At 65.4% G+C, this 19,006-nt stretch carries 21 protein-coding genes and 1 pseudogene; 8 read left to right on the top strand and 14 right to left on the bottom strand.

Going from position 1 to position 19,006, the window contains the following annotated elements; translation table 11 throughout:
• Positions 1-78: 78 nt before the first annotated feature.
• The 5 genes from NOF53_RS22000 to NOF53_RS21980 all read right to left on the bottom strand — a co-directional run bounded on the left by NOF53_RS22000 (position 79) and on the right by NOF53_RS21980 (position 2,675).
• Positions 79-207: a hypothetical protein gene (locus NOF53_RS22000; protein WP_255972703.1), complete on the bottom strand. Its 129-nt coding sequence runs from the start codon at positions 205-207 to the stop codon at positions 79-81.
• The gene (locus tag NOF53_RS21995) at positions 204-377 is read right to left on the bottom strand and encodes a hypothetical protein (RefSeq protein WP_255972702.1); all 174 of its coding nucleotides are present in this window, start codon (positions 375-377) and stop codon (positions 204-206) included. The genes NOF53_RS22000 and NOF53_RS21995 overlap by 4 nt, the downstream gene beginning before the upstream one ends.
• Before the next feature lie 47 nt (positions 378-424).
• Positions 425-619, bottom strand: coding sequence for a hypothetical protein (locus tag NOF53_RS21990; RefSeq protein ID WP_255972701.1), 195 nt, complete (start codon positions 617-619; stop codon positions 425-427).
• A 191-nt stretch (positions 620-810) separates the two neighbouring features.
• Positions 811-1,482, bottom strand: a complete 672-nt coding sequence (locus NOF53_RS21985) for a response regulator transcription factor (RefSeq protein ID WP_255972700.1) — start codon at positions 1,480-1,482, stop codon at positions 811-813.
• The gene (locus NOF53_RS21980; RefSeq protein WP_255972699.1) at positions 1,479-2,675 is read right to left on the bottom strand and encodes a sensor histidine kinase; all 1,197 of its coding nucleotides are present in this window, start codon (positions 2,673-2,675) and stop codon (positions 1,479-1,481) included. Before NOF53_RS21980 ends, NOF53_RS21985 begins: the two co-directional genes overlap by 4 nt.
• A gap of 170 nt (positions 2,676-2,845) precedes the next feature.
• Between NOF53_RS21980 and NOF53_RS21975 the strand changes: the two genes are divergently transcribed.
• Both NOF53_RS21975 and NOF53_RS21970 read left to right on the top strand, forming a co-directional pair.
• Positions 2,846-3,247 (top strand): hypothetical protein, encoded by a 402-nt coding sequence (locus tag NOF53_RS21975; RefSeq protein ID WP_255972698.1) that lies wholly within the window; start codon positions 2,846-2,848, stop codon positions 3,245-3,247.
• 148 nt (positions 3,248-3,395) lie between these two features.
• Complete coding sequence (locus NOF53_RS21970; protein ID WP_255972697.1) at positions 3,396-5,090, top strand: cutinase family protein; 1,695 nt, start codon at positions 3,396-3,398, stop codon at positions 5,088-5,090.
• Positions 5,091-5,125: 35 nt separating this feature from the next.
• Here the strand turns inward: NOF53_RS21970 and NOF53_RS21965 are convergent.
• Positions 5,126-7,337 (bottom strand): annotated as a pseudogene (locus NOF53_RS21965) (acyltransferase family protein).
• Between the two features lie 233 nt (positions 7,338-7,570).
• Between NOF53_RS21965 and NOF53_RS21960 the strand changes: the two are divergent.
• Positions 7,571-7,810 (top strand): DUF6400 family protein, encoded by a 240-nt coding sequence (locus NOF53_RS21960; protein WP_255972696.1) that lies wholly within the window; start codon positions 7,571-7,573, stop codon positions 7,808-7,810.
• A gap of 26 nt (positions 7,811-7,836) precedes the next feature.
• On the opposite strand, the gene NOF53_RS21955 is transcribed toward NOF53_RS21960, so the two are convergent.
• Positions 7,837-8,238 (bottom strand): winged helix-turn-helix transcriptional regulator, encoded by a 402-nt coding sequence (locus NOF53_RS21955; RefSeq protein WP_255972695.1) that lies wholly within the window; start codon positions 8,236-8,238, stop codon positions 7,837-7,839.
• Positions 8,239-8,342: 104 nt separating this feature from the next.
• Here NOF53_RS21955 and NOF53_RS21950 point away from each other — a divergent pair, with 104 nt between their 5' ends.
• Together NOF53_RS21950 and NOF53_RS21945 are read left to right on the top strand one after the other, a co-directional pair.
• Positions 8,343-9,260, top strand: a complete 918-nt coding sequence (locus tag NOF53_RS21950; RefSeq protein WP_255972694.1) for an NADP-dependent oxidoreductase — start codon at positions 8,343-8,345, stop codon at positions 9,258-9,260.
• An 88-nt stretch (positions 9,261-9,348) separates the two neighbouring features.
• On the top strand, positions 9,349-10,737 hold the full coding sequence (locus NOF53_RS21945; protein WP_255972693.1) for an FAD-binding oxidoreductase: 1,389 nt from the start codon (positions 9,349-9,351) through the stop codon (positions 10,735-10,737).
• A gap of 19 nt (positions 10,738-10,756) precedes the next feature.
• On the opposite strand, the gene NOF53_RS21940 is transcribed toward NOF53_RS21945, so the two are convergent.
• Both NOF53_RS21940 and NOF53_RS21935 read right to left on the bottom strand, forming a co-directional pair.
• On the bottom strand, positions 10,757-11,218 hold the full coding sequence (locus NOF53_RS21940; RefSeq protein ID WP_255972692.1) for a MarR family winged helix-turn-helix transcriptional regulator: 462 nt from the start codon (positions 11,216-11,218) through the stop codon (positions 10,757-10,759).
• A complete protein-coding gene (locus tag NOF53_RS21935; RefSeq protein ID WP_255972690.1) occupies positions 11,215-11,826 on the bottom strand; it encodes a type 1 glutamine amidotransferase family protein in 612 nt (203 codons plus the stop codon). Before NOF53_RS21935 ends, NOF53_RS21940 begins: the two co-directional genes overlap by 4 nt.
• A gap of 111 nt (positions 11,827-11,937) precedes the next feature.
• Here NOF53_RS21935 and NOF53_RS21930 point away from each other — a divergent pair, with 111 nt between their 5' ends.
• Positions 11,938-12,516 (top strand): GNAT family N-acetyltransferase, encoded by a 579-nt coding sequence (locus tag NOF53_RS21930; RefSeq protein ID WP_255972688.1) that lies wholly within the window; start codon positions 11,938-11,940, stop codon positions 12,514-12,516.
• A gap of 31 nt (positions 12,517-12,547) precedes the next feature.
• Here NOF53_RS21930 and NOF53_RS21925 read toward each other — a convergent pair whose 3' ends face one another.
• Entirely contained in the window at positions 12,548-13,321 is a 774-nt protein-coding gene (locus NOF53_RS21925; protein WP_255972686.1) for an MBL fold metallo-hydrolase, read from the bottom strand.
• 108 nt (positions 13,322-13,429) lie between these two features.
• Here NOF53_RS21925 and NOF53_RS21920 point away from each other — a divergent pair, with 108 nt between their 5' ends.
• Positions 13,430-14,335 carry a fumarylacetoacetate hydrolase family protein gene (locus NOF53_RS21920; RefSeq protein ID WP_255972684.1) on the top strand — a complete coding sequence of 302 codons (906 nt, stop codon included), beginning with the start codon at positions 13,430-13,432 and terminating at the stop codon, positions 14,333-14,335.
• Position 14,336: 1 nt separating this feature from the next.
• On the opposite strand, the gene NOF53_RS21915 is transcribed toward NOF53_RS21920, so the two are convergent.
• From NOF53_RS21915 to NOF53_RS21900, 4 genes are all read right to left on the bottom strand, one after another.
• On the bottom strand, positions 14,337-14,918 hold the full coding sequence (locus tag NOF53_RS21915; protein WP_255972682.1) for a DinB family protein: 582 nt from the start codon (positions 14,916-14,918) through the stop codon (positions 14,337-14,339).
• 9 nt (positions 14,919-14,927) lie between these two features.
• Complete coding sequence (locus NOF53_RS21910) at positions 14,928-15,539, bottom strand: hypothetical protein (protein ID WP_255972680.1); 612 nt, start codon at positions 15,537-15,539, stop codon at positions 14,928-14,930.
• 133 nt (positions 15,540-15,672) lie between these two features.
• Complete coding sequence (locus tag NOF53_RS21905; protein ID WP_255972678.1) at positions 15,673-15,858, bottom strand: hypothetical protein; 186 nt, start codon at positions 15,856-15,858, stop codon at positions 15,673-15,675.
• Between the two features lie 113 nt (positions 15,859-15,971).
• Complete coding sequence (locus tag NOF53_RS21900; protein WP_308213857.1) at positions 15,972-18,185, bottom strand: serine/threonine-protein kinase; 2,214 nt, start codon at positions 18,183-18,185, stop codon at positions 15,972-15,974.
• Positions 18,186-18,473: 288 nt separating this feature from the next.
• Here NOF53_RS21900 and NOF53_RS21895 point away from each other — a divergent pair.
• A partial coding sequence (locus tag NOF53_RS21895; RefSeq protein WP_255972674.1) for an MlaD family protein occupies positions 18,474-19,006 on the top strand: 533 nt, incomplete at its 3' end.

Here is a 19,006-nt window from a genome sequence, read left to right as displayed (position 1 = left end):
TTGCGCATAGCGGGTCATGTCGCTGCATTGGTGCATCGATCTGACGATAATGCGCTGGCCCTCAGTGTCCCGGCGGGGTCAGCCGTTCGGGTAGAACAGTGCACCGGGTGTCCGGTGTGAACTGGGCTTGGCGAGGACACGCTGGAGTACCGCGCGGCCGCCGATTCCGCTGGCGAGCAGGCCCAGCAGCAGTGCCACGTTGGTCATACCGACATCCTCTCCGGCGCGGCGTAGTCACCCCGAAGCGGTCGGGGTTCGGAGCGTTCACCGGCGAACATCGCCTCGATGCGGAACTTGATTTCCTCGGTGGAGATCGACCCCGCCCGGCGCGATGCGCGTACAGGTGGGGTCGTCGATCCTGAAACGGGAATGCTCACGAATGTATGTGTCCTGTCGATGAGATGGTTTGGGTGAGAAGTAATGTTCAGATCATCATCGATGCGGCGGCGACGCAGGCAAGGGTCGCGAGCGCAGCGACGCCGGCCAGAAGCACGGATCCGGTCACTACCACGGCGGGTGCCGCAGCCGCGGCCGCGGCACCGAGCGCTATTGATGCGCCTGAGCGCACCGGCGATGTCGTCGACTCGTCAGGAAGCGGGGTGTGGTGGGTGGTGTGCACGCCGGGTCCTTTCCGGGTCGGGGCCGATCGAAATGCGTGGAAATAGACGTAGCCTGAGGTCACGGCCAGATGTGTGCTGGATCACAATCGGTCATGGCGTTAGTTGTACATCATCAAGGTGACGAATGCCACTTGTGATGAACACCAACAACGCTGACCCATTCCCCGCCCGACTGCAACTGGACACTCGTTCAAGCTTGACCGGGTGTGACGACGCCGTGGTCGAACGCGTAGACGATGGCGGCGGCACGGTCGCGAAGATCGAGTTTGACGAAGATGTGCCCGATGTGGCTCTTCACTGTCACTCCAGAGATGCCCAGTTCGCGGCCGATCTCGCTGTTGCTGTATCCCCTGCCGATCAGAGCGAGCACATCGAGTTCACGCGTCGTCAACTCGTCGAGACTGCGCCCCGCACCGTTGGTCGACCGGGCGGCGGTGCGATAGGTGGTGAGTACTCGGCCGGTCACCGCCGGATCGAGGCAGGCGCCCCCGTCCGCGACCGTACGCACCGCACGGATCAACTCCTCCGCAGGTGAGTCCTTGAGAAGGAATCCGGCGGCCCCGGCGCGCAGTGAGCCGGACAGCAGTTCGTCGTCGTCGAAGGTGGTGAGTATCAAGACGGGCGGTGGTCGGTCGCCGGCCTGGAGTTCGCGCGTCGCCGAAATTCCGTCGACCCGCTTCATCCTCAGGTCCATCAGCACGACATCGGGCGCGTGCTGAGCCACAGCGTCGGGCACTTCGGAGCCGTCGGCGCATTCGGCGACGATGACGAAACCGTCCTTTCGCCGCAGGATCCGCCGCAGCCCGGATCTCACCAACTCTTGGTCGTCGACGAGCAGCACTCTGATCTCGGGCGCGGTCACGACTGCTCCGGGGTGCGCCGCCGGAGCGACAGAGGGCAGGAGTCGGTCGGGAGCGGAACCTCCGCGCGCACCGACCAACCGTGCTCACCCCGGCCGGCCTGCAACGTGCCACCGAGGAGTTCGGCGCGCTCGCGCATCCCTCGCAGACCCGAACCGTTCGAACCGTTCGACGAGGCGTCCGGGTCAGTGATCGAATTTCGAACTACCAGCGTGATCGAGTTCGGCGCAATCGTCAGCTTCACCTCGGCGTCCGCTCCCGGCGCATGTTTGATGACGTTGGCCAGGGACTCCTGCGATATCCGATACAAACTGAGACCGGTCGCGCCGCTCACGGCCGCCGGGTCGCCCCGCATCTCGAAGGACACCGCGAGTCCTGCGCGGCGAAAGTCGTCGATCAGATCCGGGACATCGGTGATGGCAGGTTCGGGGCGGGTTCCGGCCGGCTTCACATCCAGCAGCCCGACCGTGCGCCGGATGTCGGCCATCGCTTGACGCCCGAGACGCTCGGCGTCGGCGAGGGCCTCCACCGCGTCGTCGACGTCGCGATCCTCCTCGAGGGCGCGGCGGGCGCCGGTGAGGTGCAGCATGGTGATGCTCAACGAGTGGGCGACTACGTCGTGGATTTCCCGGGCGATGCGCTGGCGTTCGCGAGTGGCGGCTTGCTCGGTCTGGATGGCATGGGATGCGCGCTCCTGATGAAGGAGGCGGAGCTGGGTCTGCAGCAGATGCCCGATGATCCACCCGACCGCGACACCGGCGAAGTACCAGGGCACATCGCTCAGGCGGCCGGCGACGGCGAATCCCGACAGCACCGCTACAGCACCCGCTGCGGTGGCAAGGCTGACGGCCAGCGGCGCCGTCGCTGCGACCTCGCCGACCATGAACACCAGGATGAACGGAGCCACATCGAACTGACCGACCACCTGCTGCACCAGCAGCAGTGCCGTCGCTGCAGTGACGATCACCGCCAGGAGGGGTCGGGGAATCATGGAACCCGGTCTCACCACATCTCCTGCCAAGGACGTTCCCGCGGCCACAAGCGCGACCGGCAACGCCCATCCGGGGGGCACAAACGCGTCCCGCTGCGCGACGGCGACTCCGGCCACGGCAACTATGGCGACATGGCCGAAGATCGGGACACCGGGCGGGTAGTCGTACTCACTCATCGTCATGCGACGGCGAAAGTACTCCATGACCTGCACCTGACCAGCGTAGCCGGGTGGCGTTCCGCTGAGCATCGTTCCGGGAGCGGACTTGTTTCTCCGCCCACGGTAGGAGTAGTAGTCACGACCCTGGCACGGCGAAATCGCTTCGGCAGCCCCGTAGCGTTTCCGGCATCACAAGATTCGACGGAGGTGGCGAAATGTCCTGGAGTGATTTCCACGAACGGCGGGCCGTGCTCGAAGGCATGCTGTCATTAGCGCAGCACAATGTGGACGCGGCCCTGCAGATCGACGAAATACCGGGGGCAGCAGAACTTTTCGGTTGTGCTGACAACCTCCTCCTTGCGTTGCAACATCGATGGAGCAACCATCTCGCCGCGAAACTCGACCAAGCACTCGAGAACGGCACCCCGCTCGAGGAGGAGTGGTTCCACTTGGCTGCCGAACAGCCGGCGCTTCGCGCGCTCCTCGATGCAGGTGCCGCCGTGTCTCCGCCACTGCGCGTCGCACAACGAGGCGAACAGCGGATGATCGACGCCCACTCGACGGGCCGTCTCACCGGTCGGGCTATCACTCGGCGTCGGGTGCCGGCGCCCTGCTAGCGCCGAAATCCGGCGACGGTCGCGGCGCAGGGTCACCTTACGGTCACGAGCGCATCTTCGGTCTCACTATGTAACGCATCGGCGTCGATTCACGACGTGCCTGGTAACGCATTGTCATTGGTCGGGGCCGGACCGAATGAGGTTGACCATGAAGCATGGCGTAACGACACCTGCAGCACGCCGACGCCGGATGGCATCGGGGCTGCTGGCGCCCGGTGTGCTGGGGCTGGCTGCGCTGCTCGCCGCCCCCTGGTCGAATCCCGGTGCACCGACGACGACCGCCACGGCCCTGACGGCGGCGGCCGGGCCCGCCTGTTACGACATGGTCAGCATCGCGGTGGCCGGGCGCAACGACGCCCCGCGCGCGGGCACGCACCAGATGCTCGTGGCTCCCGATGGCACCCCGCTCCCCGCGGCTCTGTCCAGCGAGTACAGCAGCGACTGGGTAGATCCGGTGGTCAACGCACCCGGGCAGGCCGTCGGCGAGGGTTCCTACGCCGCCGTCTACATCGACTATCCCGCAAACATGGCGTCGTACGAGGACGCGGTGAATGTCGGCGTGGACAACACCGAAACCGTCATGCGCACGATCGCCGCCTCCTGCCCGGACACGAAGTTCGCCATCGTCGGATACAGCGAGGGCGCCGATGTGGCGCGCCGGGTCGCGATGGAAGTCGGCAACCAGGAGGTCGGGGAGGACGGGTACGACATCGTCGACCCCGCATCCGTGGTCGGCGTGGTGATCCTGGCGGATGCCGGACGTGAGTTCGGTGAGGGTCCCTTTCCCGGCGCCGAGAACGAATTTCGCAATCCCGACGGATTCGATCTCGCCTACCAGTCCGGCGGCAACAGCGCGCCGGGACGGGGCTCCCTGCCGGGCACAGCCGGCGGCTTCGGGGCGCTGGACGGCAAGGTGGCGTCCTTCTGTTCGGAGGGAGACCTGACCTGCTCCGCACCGGAAAACATCGGCTTGTTGCAGCTGGCCGTCAACGTGGGCCGGCAACTGAATGTCGATGCGCTCGAACGTGAGGGCCTGACCGTCGCGACGGCCCAGGATATGGCGACGGTTCTCGGACGAATCGCCCTCGCAGCGTTCGCCGACATCCAATCGCAAGAGAACTGGATGCAATCCGACGAGACGTTCCTCGACGTTCTCATCAAGGTATCGGACCCCGCCTACAAGCTCGGCACCGAAGTGGCACAGGCAGATACAACAACTGACCCCCTGTCGCCGAACCAGGCTATCGACCTGGTCTACCTGCCTACGAAGGTTCGCAACGAGATCATCGGGTTCATCGCGGACAACGAGAATACCGTCGAGGTGGTGATGAGCGATCCGTATCAGCAGACCCTCGGCCCGGGTACGGGCCATCACTTCGACTACTGGCGCGATGCCGACCCCGCGGGCGGAAAGCCCTTGACGTCTTCGCAATACGCTGCAGCCTGGTTGACCCACCTGGCCCAGCAAGCGGAGAAGGGGCAGCCTGCCACCATCACCAAGGCCGACACGTCCGCTGCGGCCCTCGTCGCGTCGTCCACCGACCCGACGGACACGAGCGAAACCACGTCGACGACGTCCTCCACGTCCAAAGACCTTCTGTCTGCGACTGACTCGTCCGCCATCCCGACCACGACACCGTCGCTCGTCCCCACCGCCGCCACCCAGGTGCCCACAGCTGCAGTCGTTCCGCCCGCATCATCGGAGCCGTCACCGTCCGCGGCGGTTGCAGCTGCCGAAACACCGTCCACGCAGCAGGAGGTTCCGAAGACGGTCGAGGTGACCGAACCGGAGATGACGACGATCCCGACGACCACCACCGTCCCGCCGTCGCCCGTGCAGTAGGAGTCTGCAGGCCCGAGCTGCAGGCGGTGGAGTGGTCAGCGCCGGGCGAGGGCGCGGTCGGCGAGGGCACCGACGACGGGAGCGAGTGCTTGGGCGTGCCCGAGGGTCAGATGGTTGTCGTCGCGAAACACGAGGTCGTTGCCGACGATCACCGGACAGCGGTCGGGTGTGCAGAAGAGCGAAGTGAGGTCGGCGTACTGACCACCGCCGGCTGCGGTCGCCGCCGCCTCGGCCGCGATACCGGGCGGCGTTCACCGCCACACCGTGCGGCGGCGAGCAGGCCGTGGCGTCGTCCAGATGGGCAGACAGGCAGGTCGGCACGGTGGAGCGCGGATCGGGGATGGGGCCGAGAATCAGGACGGCCGCGCCCGTGGTCCGCAGTTGCGCCACCATGCGGGTCACGCTGTCGATCCAGGCCTGGTCGTAGGTGGTGAACCCGAAGTCGCCGCCGTACCGCCGGGACATGCTCACCACGATCAACTGCGGACGCTCGGCCTGCAGCCGGGCGACCACCTCACTGCGCCACTGCTCGCACTCGGAGTACTGACGGCCGAGGTAAGGACTGGTGATGGGCAGATCCATCAGAGGGCAGGTGACCTTGCCCATGGTCGTGAGTCGCCAGTGCCGCTGCTCGGCGACCGGTTCGAACGCCGGGTGCCACATCGCGGCATGTGAGTCACCGACCAGTGCCACCGTCGTGGGCGAGCCGGGATCACCGGACACGCATTCCTCCAGCCCGACCTCGAGCCAGGAGCGAACGCAGCCGTTGTTGAAGACCGCCGGCTTGTCGGCCGGGGCGTCGGCGAGCGGCGGGGTCAGATTGGACGGGACGGCGCGCAAGTCGGCCGATTGCGCGACCGCGGCCGCCACCTGCGCGGTCACTTGCTGCACCGCCGCGTCGTGCGGGTCGGCAGTGGGTACCGCCGTGGTCGAGGGCGCGGTGACCGTGAGGGCCTCGGCCGCAGCACCTTGGCCGACCGGTATGGGTCGCAAGACAAGCAGTACGAGCGCCGCGCAGACGGCGAGCACGGTGACGGCGCCGCCGAGAGCCAGGCTGCGCGTGTCCGACCGGCGCAGTGGAGCAGCGAATCGCGCGGGGTTCTCGATGAGTCGCAGTGTGAGGACGGCGAGACCCCCCGACAGCGCGACCGCCGCGAGCCGGTCGAACAGGCCCAGCGAATGGCCGAGCAGTGGCGGCAAGAGCAGCAGCACCGGCCAGTGCCAGAGGTACCAGGAGTACGACACACGACCGATCGCTCGCATCGGGGGTAGCGAGAGCCCGCGGCTGACTCCCCGTGGGGGTTCGGCGCAGCCTCCACCGATCACCAACACCGTGCCGAGCACGGGCAGCAGCGCGGCGGTCCCGGGGTAGGGCGTCGTCTCGTTCAGTGCGAAGCAGCCGAGAAGGATCAGGACCAGCCCCGTCCACCCGGCGACTGCAGCGGGAAGCGCCGGCAGGCGGCGCCACACCGGGACGGACAAGGCCACCAGTCCACCGGCGGCCAGTTCCCAGGCTCGCGAAGGCAGCGAGAAGTATGCCCACGGGGGCAGCGTGCTCGTCCAGGCCATCGAAATCGCGAACGACACGGCCGTCACGAGTGCGAGACCGAACAGATACGGCCACACCGAGGGGGCGGTGTCGCCGTCAAAGCGCCGTCGCGCGCGCCGAACCAGCCAGACCGTGCCGATGATCAGCGCGGGCCACAAGAGGTAGAACTGTTCTTCCACACCGAGGGACCAATAGTGCTGAAAAGGTGACGGAGGTGTATCGGCGGACAGGTAGTCGGTGCCTTGCAGGGCGAGCCGGTAGTTGCCGACGTAGAGCGCGCTGGCTATCCCGTCACCGAGAACTGCCCGGGCCTGCAGCGGGGGCAGGAGCAGGGCGGTCCCGATCGCGGTGATCACCAGCACGGTGACACCGGCGGGCAGCAGCCGCCTGGCCCGCGCGGCATAGAACCGGGCGAGCCGGACATTCCCCGTGCTGGTCACGTCTCGCCACAACAGCCCGGTGATGAGGAAGCCGGACACCACGAAGAACACGTCGACGCCGACGAATCCCCCGTCGAGACCGGGTACGCCCGCGTGGAACAGCACCACTGCCAGCACTGCGACAGCCCGCAATCCCTCGATGTCGGTGCGGAACCCGGTGCCCGGCGCTCGCCGAGTGTCTACCCGCTCCGACGCTCCGCGGTCAGGGCGATGACGACCGGGTCCGCGCCGTCGTTCCGGAGTCTCGACGATGTTCACTCGACCAGCGGTCCTCTCCCGAATCCAACCCCCGGATCACTGTGGCACCCGTCATATTGCCAACGATGCTGCGGGCTACCCGAGAGCCACGCCGGAGCAGGCCACAGCATGAGGCGGGCTGCATCGCCGTGGGGTCATCCACCGGAGCGTGATCCAGATCATTGTGATCTTGGACCTGTTCGAGTAACCCTGTGCCCTTCGATATCGGCGACTGCGAAAACGAAGGTGATCCGATGAGCAGCCATTCCGAACTGTCATTCGCGCTCGATCTCACGCTCGACGAGGCACGACGGCGTACCGCGGTGCTCGAAGCGATCGGTGACAACTGGGACCCTGTCGCCGTCCTCGCCGAAGAAGAGCGCGCCTACGACATGTTGTATTCCGGTCTCGACGCCGAGCAGCAGCGCATCTACGACGACCTCGTGGCAGCGGGTGTGCTCCCGGATCGGACGGGGGGCCGCGTTACCGATTGATCCGTCCGCGGACTTCTCCCGCCGAACTAGTGCGCGCGGCTGTCGTACCTCGCACGGGCCGCCGTCACGTCATCCATGTTGTGCTCTGACCACACCTTGACCGCCCTGAGGATCGGGAGTAGCGACCTGCCGAGTTCGGTCAGCGAGTAGTCGACGCGGACCGGCACCGACGCAGTCACTTCGCGATCGATGAGACCGTCACGTTCCAGTGCTCGCAGTGTCTGGGTCAGCATCTTTTGGCTGACGCCGGCAAGTTCGCGCGCCAATTCGGAATACCTTCGCGAACCGTCACCCAGCGCGACGAGAATGAGCGACACCCACTTGTCGCTGATGCGGTCGAGTAGCTGCCGACTCGGACAGTTCGCGAGGTACGCGTCGTACTCGCTCTTTGCCGCATGTCGCGCTTGTGCTGCGGTTGCCGTCGCCATCGCGCGCCCCTTCTGCTTCGTTACGCACTTTCAGGTGCCTACTTCCCAACGGAGAGTAGCCAGGCAAGTCTGAACCGGCAACAGCGACTATCGAAGGGTGCAACATGCGAGCGATCGTGACGACCGGGGCCGAGGACTTGAAGACGATCGAGGTGGCCGTGCCGAACGCAGGACCGGGGGAGATCCGCATCGAACTTCGCGCGGCGGCGGTGAATCCGGTGGACTCTCAGACCAGGCGGGGCAACTATCACCGGCTCGGATGGATAGATCAGCCGGACGGCGCTGGACTGGGCTGGGATGTGGCCGGAATCGTCGACGCGCTGGGTGACGGCGTGGCGGGACCCGTCGTCGGCGCACGGGTGGTCGCCCTGCACGACCGGTTGGATGCGCCACTCCGCGCCTTCGCGGACTACGTCGTCGTTCCGGCCACTGCGGTGGCCCACATCCCCGACGGCCTGGACTTCGTCGGGGCGGCGACGCTGCCACTCAATCTGTCGACCGCAGACCAGGCGCTAGATCTCCTCGGCGACCCCACAGGCAGAACGCTCCTGGTGACCGGTGCGGCCGGAGGAGTGGGCGGGTTCGCGGTCCCGCTCGCGGTCGCGCGGGGATGGACCGTCAGCGCACTCGGCCGCCCCACCGACACCGACTTTCTGGTTTCCGCGGGAGCGGTAGAGGTTCTCGGCGAACTTCCCTCGACCCGGTTCGATGCCGTGTTCGATGCCGCGGTGCTGGGAGAGGCGGCGGTTGTCGCAGTGGTGGACGGCGGAACCTACGTGGGCGTCGTGCCGCCGGCAATGCCCGAGGCAGTGCGCGGCATCGACGTTCAGGCGGTGATGGTCCACCATGACGGAGCCCGGCTCGAAAAACTGCTGCGCTCGGTCGCACGCACGGGGAACGAGAAGGAACCGCTCGCGGCACGGATCGCCGGAACATACCCCCTCACTCGAGCGGACGAGGCGGTGGCGGCACTGGATGCGGGCGGCTCGCGTGGACGCTGGGTTCTCACCTTCGAACGCTGATTCCCGAACCCACTCGTCATCGCCGATGATGGAGTGGGGCCGATGATGGAGTGGGAAGTGTGAGATCTCGCCGAGAGGAGAAGGCCGTATGACCGCGTGGTCGTCGCAGCAGTCGTTACTCGACGAGCTCGCCGACATCGTGGGAGCGTCGCACGTGCTCACCGATCCCGGCGTAGTTGCCGGATACGTCACCGACTGGACCGGACATTGGCAGGGACACACCATCGCTGTGGTTCGCCCCGCCGATACCGGGCAGGTTGCGGCGGTCCTCGCCCTCTGCTCCCGTGTCGGAGTCGCCGTGGTTCCCCAGGGCGGCAACACCGGTCTGGTCGGTGGGTCGATCCCTATGGACGGTGAGGTGGTGCTCAGCACCACCCGACTCTCCGTGATCGAACACGTCGATCCGATCGGTCGCACGATCGGCGCGGGCGCGGGTGTGACCATTGCCCGCGCCCGCGACACGGCCCGCGAACACGGAGTCGATCTCGGGGTGGACCTCGCCTCCCGCGAATCGGCCACCCTCGGTGGGATCGTCGCCACCAACGCAGGCGGCATCCGAGTCATCAAAAACGGCGACACCCGATCTCAACTACTCGGCGTCGAGGCGGTGCTGTCCGACGGCCGCATTCTGACCCGCTGGAAGGAGCTGACGAAGGACAACGTCGGATACGATCTGCCCGGCCTCCTCGCCGGCTCCGAGGGCACACTCGCCGTCATCACTCGTGTACTGATGCGACTCGTACTGCCACCCAGCCACACTCAGGTCGCTCTCGCCGCAGTCGAATCGGTTCGGAGTGCATTGGCGGTGGTCGATCGCCTCGAGCGGGCCGGACTGACTCTCGACGCAGCAGAGCTGATGACCAAGTCGGGTATCGACCTGGTCTGCGAGCATCACCAACTCCGGCCGCCACTTTCCGCCCAAACACCGTTTTCTCTCCTGGTGGAGGTGTCCGGTCGGGAAGACGCCCAGACCACTCTCCTCGAGGTTCTCGACGAGTTCGACAAATTCGTGCTCGACGCCGTCGTCGAGGAAGGGCCGGCCCACAGGCTGTGGCAGTACCGGGAAAGCCACACCGAGTCGGTCGGCGCAGCATCGTCCACACCACCCGTGAAGTTGGACATCTCGACACCGCTGCGCGACATCGAGGCCTTCCTGAATGATCTGACCACCGGCCTGCGACGTAGCTTTCCCGGAGTGCGGGCGATCTGCTTCGGGCACGTCGCTGACGGCAACATCCACGTCAATCTTCTCGACGTCGCGCCGGCCCAGCGGGAGACCGTGTCCGACTTCGCCCTACGACTCGTCACCGAACACAACGGGAGCATCAGCGCCGAACACGGTGTCGGCAGGGCCAAAGCCCCCTGGATAACACTCGGGCGAAGTCCGGTCGACCTCGACGTCATGCGGTCGATACGAGCAGCACTGGACCCCGCGGGAATCCTGAACCCCCACATCCTTCCCGCACGCTCGCCATGAGATTCACGCGGAGCATCTTCTACGGACTTTCCTGGCCGTCGGTGAGCTCGTCGAGGACGGCCGAGAGCCGACGCATCGCTGCCAACGCATCGCGCAGCTTTTCGGGGCCCATCGCCTGGGCCAGACGAGCGGCGAACGCAGCATGCGCAGGGTCGATGCCGGACACCGCCTCACGTCCCGCCGGGGTGGGGGTGATGAGCTTGGCGCGCCGGTGCGCTGGATTCGGTTGATACTCGGCGAGTCCGCGATCAACCAGCAGGTCGGCGATCCGCTGCACGCTCTGACGAGTGATGCCCATCTCCCGTGCGATGCCGGCGACCGGCAGCGGCTCGGCCAGTACGGCGCCGAGAACCTGCCACCACGCCGCAGTGAGCCCGGCCGGCCGCGCCAATTCCTCGGCCACAGAGAGAAACTGACCGTTGAGGCGAAAGGTCGCGAGAGCGGCCCCGCTCAGCAATTCCTGTTCGGCTCGCTGGCTCATACGGCCATGAGTTCGTAGAAACCGGCCGGATCGCGGTGGCCGTAAAGCTTGAACCACGACGCGAGAACGCTCGGCTCGAACACATCGAGCCGTTCGAGGATCGCTCGCGCGAACTCTACTGGCGCAGTGGCACTACCGGTGATGAGGTCACGGTCCGTGACGGCCGGTTCATCCCGGTAGAGGCTTGCGCCCGCGTATCCGACACCCTCGAGAAATTCGGCGGCGTTGCTGGTGTGCTCGCGATCGTCGAGCAACCCGGCGAGGGCGAGACCACCTGTTGCACCACAGATTGCCGCCACCGGAACACCGGCAGCGAGGAATTCGCGCGCCTTCTCGGCGAAGGGCGTGAACTGCTCGGTGGGCCAGATGTCGTTGCCGGCCAGAATCAGGATCGCACTGTCCTGCGGGCGAGCCTCGTCCAACGTGATGTCCGGGACCACCCGCATGCCGCCCATCGTGGTGATCGGACTCAGGGTGGCACCGACCGTGGCGACGGCGTAGCGACCGGGCTGCTTGTGCCACGTGGGTTTGTTGATGTGGGCGATTGCGTGACCGATCTCCCAGTCGGCGAAGGTGTCGTAAACGGCGACGTGCACTGTTTTCATCATGACAGAATGCTGGCATTGTGACAGCATTCTGTCAAGACACGAACTCGCGCTCTGTCCCGCGGACTCGATAATCGGTCGCATCAGGATCAGCGAACGTGATGTAGTGCGGTCATGCCTATCTCCATTCGCCGGATGACGACGGCGGACCTCGACCGCGCCGCGACCGTTCTCGGCGACGCCTTCGCCGACTACCCCTGGACCAACTGGTGCGTCGCCGCCGACTCGCACAAGCAGCGTGTGACCGAACTGCAGCGCCTGTACCTCGAGCACATGGCGCTGCCACACGGTCTTGCGTACACCGACGACGCGCACAACGGTGTCGTAGCGTTCATCCCGCCGGACCTACCGGAGCCGGACGAATCGCTCGTCGCGAAGATCGTCGAACTCCATGGCGATCGTTTAGAGCGCGCCGTCGAAGCGGAAGAACGTATGTCTGCCATGGCCGTTCCGGAGAACGCCTGGTCCTTGGCGACCGCAGGAGTTTCGCGCGAGGCTCGAGGCCGAGGACTGGGCGGTGACCTTCTGAAAGTTGGTCTCGCAGAACTCGACCGACGCAATGCGGCATGTTGGCTCGATACCTCGACGCACCGGAACTTGCCGTTGTACGAACGTCACAACTTCACGATTGCCGACCATGTCGTCCTCGACGACACACTCGAAGTGTGGAGAATGCACCGGCCCGCCGTCTGAGGAATCGCCACGGGCAGTAGGGCCGGTTCGTTCAGGCGTGGGCGGAACCGCTCTTCCCGATGGCACGTTCCCGCACCGTCGTGACGGCTTCCCGGATCGGGATACGCTCCGGCCGACCGTGTCCGGGGATGAGGAGGCCGGCGTCGAGCGAGGCGAGCGCGTCGAGCGACGCCAAGGTCTCCTGCTCGGAGTGGTGGAACATCGGAAGCAGCAGTTGCGGACCCACTCTGCGAGAAGTGGGATGCCCCGTCACGAGACTGTCCCCTGTCACCACCGCGCCGACGGACGGAAGGAAGTACGAGGTGTGCCCGGAGGTGTGCCCGGTGGTCGCCACCGGTACCGGGGCGCCGGGAAGGTCGAGAGCACCGGCGGTGGGAAATTCGGCGGCATGGGGCACGGTGACATGACGCGTCGCGCCCGCTCGGGCAATCCGCAAGGACCAGCGCAACATTCCCGGCCGCCAGATGTTCTTGACGACATCCATCTCACCGGCCTGCTCGAGGTACTCGCGCTTTGCGTGTGATGTCTCCACCGCGGACATGTACGCAGGTGTTCCGTACTTGTCGTGGAAGTGGTTGATCGCTCCGATGTGATCGATATGCGCATGTGTCAACAGGATCGCGCGAACATCATCCGGCCGGGCACCGATGGAACGGATGGACTCTTCGACGGCGGGTATGTCGGCGGGGTAGCCGGCATCGATCAGCGTCAGGTCGGCGCCCTCGCGCAACAGGACCCAGTTGACATCGGTACCGGTCACGCAGAACACGTCCTGCTCGACCTCGACCACAGTAGGACTCGGCACGGATTCCCCCTCAGCACGTCACGACGCCCCAGAGCGTCACCCTTTCACGCTAGCAGTCGACACTGTATAACCGGAGCGGTCACTACCGAGGGGGAGAGGAAAGACGCCATGCAGATCCGGCGAGTACGGACGACGGCAGGATTGCAGCATCAAGAGTGGCGCGCCGACGGCTGGGAAAAGGCCAATCCGGTGCCCGCATGGGCTTACTCGCCCTTCAGCAGTGAGTGGGACATCGGCACCGCGGACAGGCAACTCCGCACTTCCGAGCAGTTGTTGCCGTTCCAGCCGTTGTCTTTTCGCGACTTCATGTTGTACGAGAAGCACAATATCGATGCGTCTCGTGGCTATGCCCGACGATTCATGCCTGCCGCATATCGGGTGACGCAGGCCTATGAAACTCTCCGGCGGGCTCCCTTCCCGCGTTTCACTCCGCCGCGGTTGTTCTATCGGCAGCCCATGTACTACATGGGCAACCACCTGGCCTTCGTCCCCTCGGGCACACCGATCGGTGCGCCGTCGTACTCTTCCGCTCTCGACTACGAGCTGGAACTCGGTTTCGTGTTGGCCGAGCCACTACTCGACGCCACCCCGGAGGAAGCACTCGCCGCTGTCGGAGCGTTCGTACTCGTCAACGACTTCTCCGCCCGCGACGTCCAGAAAGACGAGATGGACAGTGGCTTCGGACTGCAGAAGGCGAAGCACTTCGCGAGCTCCATGTCGTCGACCGCTGTGACGGCAGACGAGATACTGCCGTACCTCGACCAGCTCACCGGCACAGTACGTCTCGACGGCAAGACGGTGGCCACCGTGTCGAGCGCAGGGATGCAGTGGGGGATCGGTGAGGCGCTCGCCCATGCCAGCCGGTCCGAACGACTACTCCCCGGTGAACTGTTCGCGACGGGCACCCTGCCGGGTGGATGCGCCCTCGAGAACGGTCATTGGCCGCAACCGGGACAGACCCTCACCCTGACACTCGACCGGGTGGGCGAGGTCGAACACCGCATCACGGCCTGACTTACGCCGGCCCGTCGGAAGTGAGCGCCGTCTTACGCAGGTACAGATCGCGCAGCAAGGCGATCTCGGCGCCGTGATGGATGACTTCCCGGTTCACGTGCATCACGAGGGCTGCCATCGAACGGTCCGCGAACGGTCCTTCGCTCGGGCCGCAGGGGCGGGCGAGCCCTTCGTCCCCCAGGCTTGTAACTCCCCGAATCCACAGGCTGTACATCTCGTCGAGTTGATCTAACGCTCCGGCGGCCGTACCGGCGTAGTCGAACGTCTGGTAGTCGACCGAACGACCCCCGAAATGATCGCCGATTCGAGCCCCGAACACGCCGACGACGATGTGGCCGAGACGCCACGCGATGGTCGTGACCGGTGCAGGGTCGGGTTGGGGAAACGCGAAGTCGATGGTGAAAGCCCCACTACCTGCCTGAACGGGAGCCTGAGAAGTGCCGCGCGGGCGGACGCTCCAACAGGCGGGGACCGGCTCCCAGAAATACTCCTCGTCTATCAGCCCCTCGAGCCTGGGACGCAACTGCTGCCAGTGCAAGCTCAGCTGGTCAGCCAGTTCGTGCCGCCAATCGAGTAAGTGCATCGGAAGTGTTCAGTTCTCCGGTGACAGTTCCACATCGGAGAAATCCACCGTTACACCCTCGGCCAACGGTGCAGCTTCTCCGGCTTCGGCGTGCCGGAAGAACGTCGGCGCCCCCAGCGCGGCGCGCAGGGTGTAGCGCCCCGGCTCGGGTACCGAGAAGTTGTTGGCGTAGTGGAAGAAGGTGCTGTAGTAGAAGTTCAGCGGCTTCGCCTCCACCACTCGACCGTCGGCTGCCACCACCTCGAGCGTGATCGGCACGTTCGGCACGATCCGACCGGTTGCCGCCTCGAACGGGATGATTTCGATGTGATGAGTTTCCCCCGGAGCCGGCTCGCGAAAACGCTGACCGGACCCGTCCGGTTGGTACCACGGCTCGGCCGGCTCGACGATGTAAGCCACCCGCCACGCCCCGGAATTCGTCTCACCACCCTCGGCGGCGATCTCCTTCTCGACGGTCTCGTACTGCTCGACGACGCCGGCCGGCACTCCGTCCGCCTCGGCTGATGCCGTCGCGCCGGACGTCGCATCGGCAGGTTCACTGCTGTTGTCACCGCAGGCAGAGGCGACCAACACTGCGCCGACAGCCGCTATGGTCATGAACGTACGAGGCATCCGTCCCATCGGGTTCTCCTCAAAGGCACCGTATCCGGAACAAGGCAAGGCTAACTTAGCATCGACCGTGGGTCGGATTCGGCGAAATGCGCAACCAACCTCGCTGGATGCGGTCGACGTCATCGAGGACGGTCACCTCGGGTTACGAGGAGTGCGTTCGTCGGTTGATGTCCTTGTCGACGGCTGTGGCGATGTCGTGGACGAGGCGGGAGTGCCAGTGCTTGTGTGCCTCGAGGTCTGCGGTGAGGGCGTGGCAGTCGGGGCATTCCGAGGATGCGGGACCCGGTTGTGCGGTGTGTTCCATGGCGCTGCGCTTTCTGGGAGACATTGTTCCTATTCCACCGTGGCACGGGCGGGACCGATAGTCCACGGCCGAGTGGAGGCACCGACGATCCGGTCGTGGTGCTCAACGCCGGGGGCGAACACCGGCCGGCTGATGCGCTAAACCACCCGCTCCAGGGCGCGCACGTCGGCATCCAACTTCCTGTACAACCAGTACACCGCGACGAACGCCAGACCGGATGCCGCGCACAGCCCCAGGACCGAATCTCGGACGAGCGGAAGCTCCGCGGGTTCGAGCGTGCTGAATCCGGCCAGCACGCCGACCAGCGGCACCGATGCCGTCACCGCCAGATAGATCGTGGTTCTGCGGCGCAGCCCGCGGAGCACGACGGCGTCGTGCGCGGTTGTGAGGCCGTGGCGCAGATAAATGGGATAAACACAGCGAACGACGTAGAACGTCGACAGAAAGAATGTGTAGGCAACGGAGATGGTGCCCGCCACCAGAACAGTCGTCGCCGCATGGACCATCAGCCGGGCCGGAAGGTCGGTGAACCAGCGAAGAAACATCACTCCCGCCACGGAGGCGCAGACCGCGAACACGAACGTGTTCAGCGCACACATATCGCCCCAGACCAGTGTTCGCGACCGCACCTGCCCGAGGACGGCCTCGTCGTAGCGTCTGCCCTTGCGTAAGCCGCGGGGAACCGCGAGCAGATCACGCGACATGTAGGCGTAGATGAGGACCGCCAGCGGCCAGGCACAGAGATTGAAAACGACGGTGCTCGTGTAGAGCTTCGAATAGGTGGCATCGGACAAGCGCTCGTTGAGCAGTGCCTGAAGGTGCACAGCCAGATAGATCGTCGCAAGGCCGATGCCGACCAGCGAGGACGACCACAGGACGGGGGTGGGTGCTCGTGAAAGTCGCGCCCGCCAACTGCCCGGGGGCGGATAGACCAGGTCGCGCGACCTCTGCTCGAGGCACAAGTCGAGCTGCTGGGCCAGTTCCGAACCGGACGGGTAGCGATCTTCGCGGTCCGGCGAGAGACACTTCAGAAGCACGCGGCGCAAAGCCATGGGGCAATCCGGCGGAAGCTCGGACAGGAATCTCGCCTCGACGGGTCTGCGCCGCAGTTCGAGCATGCGGGCCAGCGACGTCTCGGACTCGCCGGCGGACGTTTCGTCCGCGAAGGGACGGCGTCCCGTGAGTAACTCCCACAGCATGACAGCGAGCGCGAAGATGTCGCTTCGTGTGTCGAGGTCGGCGGGGGTGGTCGGCGAGCACGGATGGCAGGCTTCGAGCTGTTCGGGCGACATGTACGCCAGCGACCCGCCGAAGTACGCCAGCGGACTGGTGCCCTTGATCCGATTGCTGGAGCTGACGTTGAAATCGGCCAGCTTCGGAATTCCCTCGGCGCTCAGCAGCACGTTCGCGGGTTTGATGTCTCGATGCAATACCCCTCGCTCGGATGCGTGCGCAAGCGCGTCTGCGAGTCGGCGGCCCAGCCAGGCGACTGTCTCGGGCCACGTCAGTGAGGCGGCCCTTGCTCGGACAGCGGATTCGCTGGGCCGAACCTCGCCCTTGGCGGCAAGAACCCCGTCGACGGCATCGAGCAGCAGTTGACCACTGCGGTGCTCCGGCGGCGTCGAGCGCAGCAAGTGCACCACGTCGAGCAGCGTTCCTCCCGGTAGATACTGCATGTAGAGCAGCTTCAGTTCGCCGTCGGCAATCAGTCGCTGGTCGAAGATTCGCACGATGTATTCGTGATCCAATTGCGCGAGGGTCTGCGGCTCGATGCCGTGGTTATGGGAAATCTTGACCGCAACCAGTCGCTGCATCGATTGTTGCCGAGCCAGATACACCTGGGCGAAGGCGCCGGACCCAATCCTCATCAGGAGGTCGAAGTCGTCGACACGGTCGCCGGCGTCGATCGCGCCGAGAACCACTTGCGCCCTTGGTCGAGCAATCATCGTGCTGCAGTAGTCACTCGTGAACTCTTCGAGCTCAGGACCACCCGCCATAGTGGCTGCCTCAGCGGCCATGGTTGCCGTATCGACCCCGTGCGCACTTCGGCGCAGGGCGTGGAATTCCTCGTAGACCAGGTCGGCGGGAAGCGGACCCTCTTGCAGCTCTGCAAACTCCGCGCGATATTCGGTCAGTCGTTTAGGGAAGTGATAGCGAACCCAGCGGTATTCGAGGTCGATTTTGATCAATTCGATCAGTATCGATCGCCGCTCAGCCGGTTCACGGGGTAAGTAGCCGGACAGGTCAGGTGGGAACCCGGACCCCCAAGCCCCTGAAAACTGTGCCACGACGGTGGCAAGCGCTGTGCGGGTTCGTTCAGCAGATTCAACCAGATCGGTCGGCTCGTGCATCGGTAGCTCCGAGTGCCGCCCAAGGCGGTCACATAGCGGCTACGCGCGCTGGGGCCATGTTTTGTTGTCTCCCCACATTGTTTCCTTCCGCCGAACCTCCCCGCTCAAGGGTATCGCTCCGGTACGCGAACATGGGCGCAGAAGCGGGGATCGCCCGCGGTCGAGCATTTGTCGGCAACTGCGCCGATGCAGCACCGGATCCACCCGGCGCGAGGCACGATAGATCGGGTTGGCCTGCTGACACAGTCTCAGCCGCTGACCGCCGACGGCAACGGTGAGGGTGGTCGAATGAGCAACACGACGTCTGTCGTGGGCCGACGGATACTGGGGCTGGTGTTCTTCCTTGTCCTGGCCCTGTTCCTCGCCGTCACCATCGGCATGTTCAACAAGACGTTCACCAAGGTGGTCAAGATCGGGTTGGTCACCGACACGGTCGGAAATGCGCTGCCACCGAATGCGGACGTCAAGGTGCGTGGCCTGATCGTCGGTGAGGTGCGCTCGGCTTCCACCAAGGAGGGTGAAGTCACCTTGGATCTGGCCATACAACCGGACAAGGCCGAACTCATTCCGTCCAACGCCACGGCGCGACTGTTACCCAAGACCCTGTTCGGTGAACGATATGTCTCGCTGATCGTGCCGGAAGGAGACACGGCTCCGCCGATCCAGGCCGGTGACACCCTCGAGCAGGACAAGAGCGGGAATGCCGTCGAGATCGGCGAGGTTCTCGACGGACTGTTGCCGCTGCTGCAGGCGATTCCGCCGCAGGACCTGGCGAACACGCTCGGTGCCCTGTCTCAGGGGCTCAGTGGACGCGGCGCCGA

This window comes from Rhodococcus tibetensis (assembly GCF_024438035.1).
GTDB lineage: Bacteria > Actinomycetota > Actinomycetes > Mycobacteriales > Mycobacteriaceae > Rhodococcus_F > Rhodococcus_F tibetensis.
Note: the sequence above shows the minus strand (reverse complement) of the source record. Positions and strands in the feature narration are given on the sequence as shown.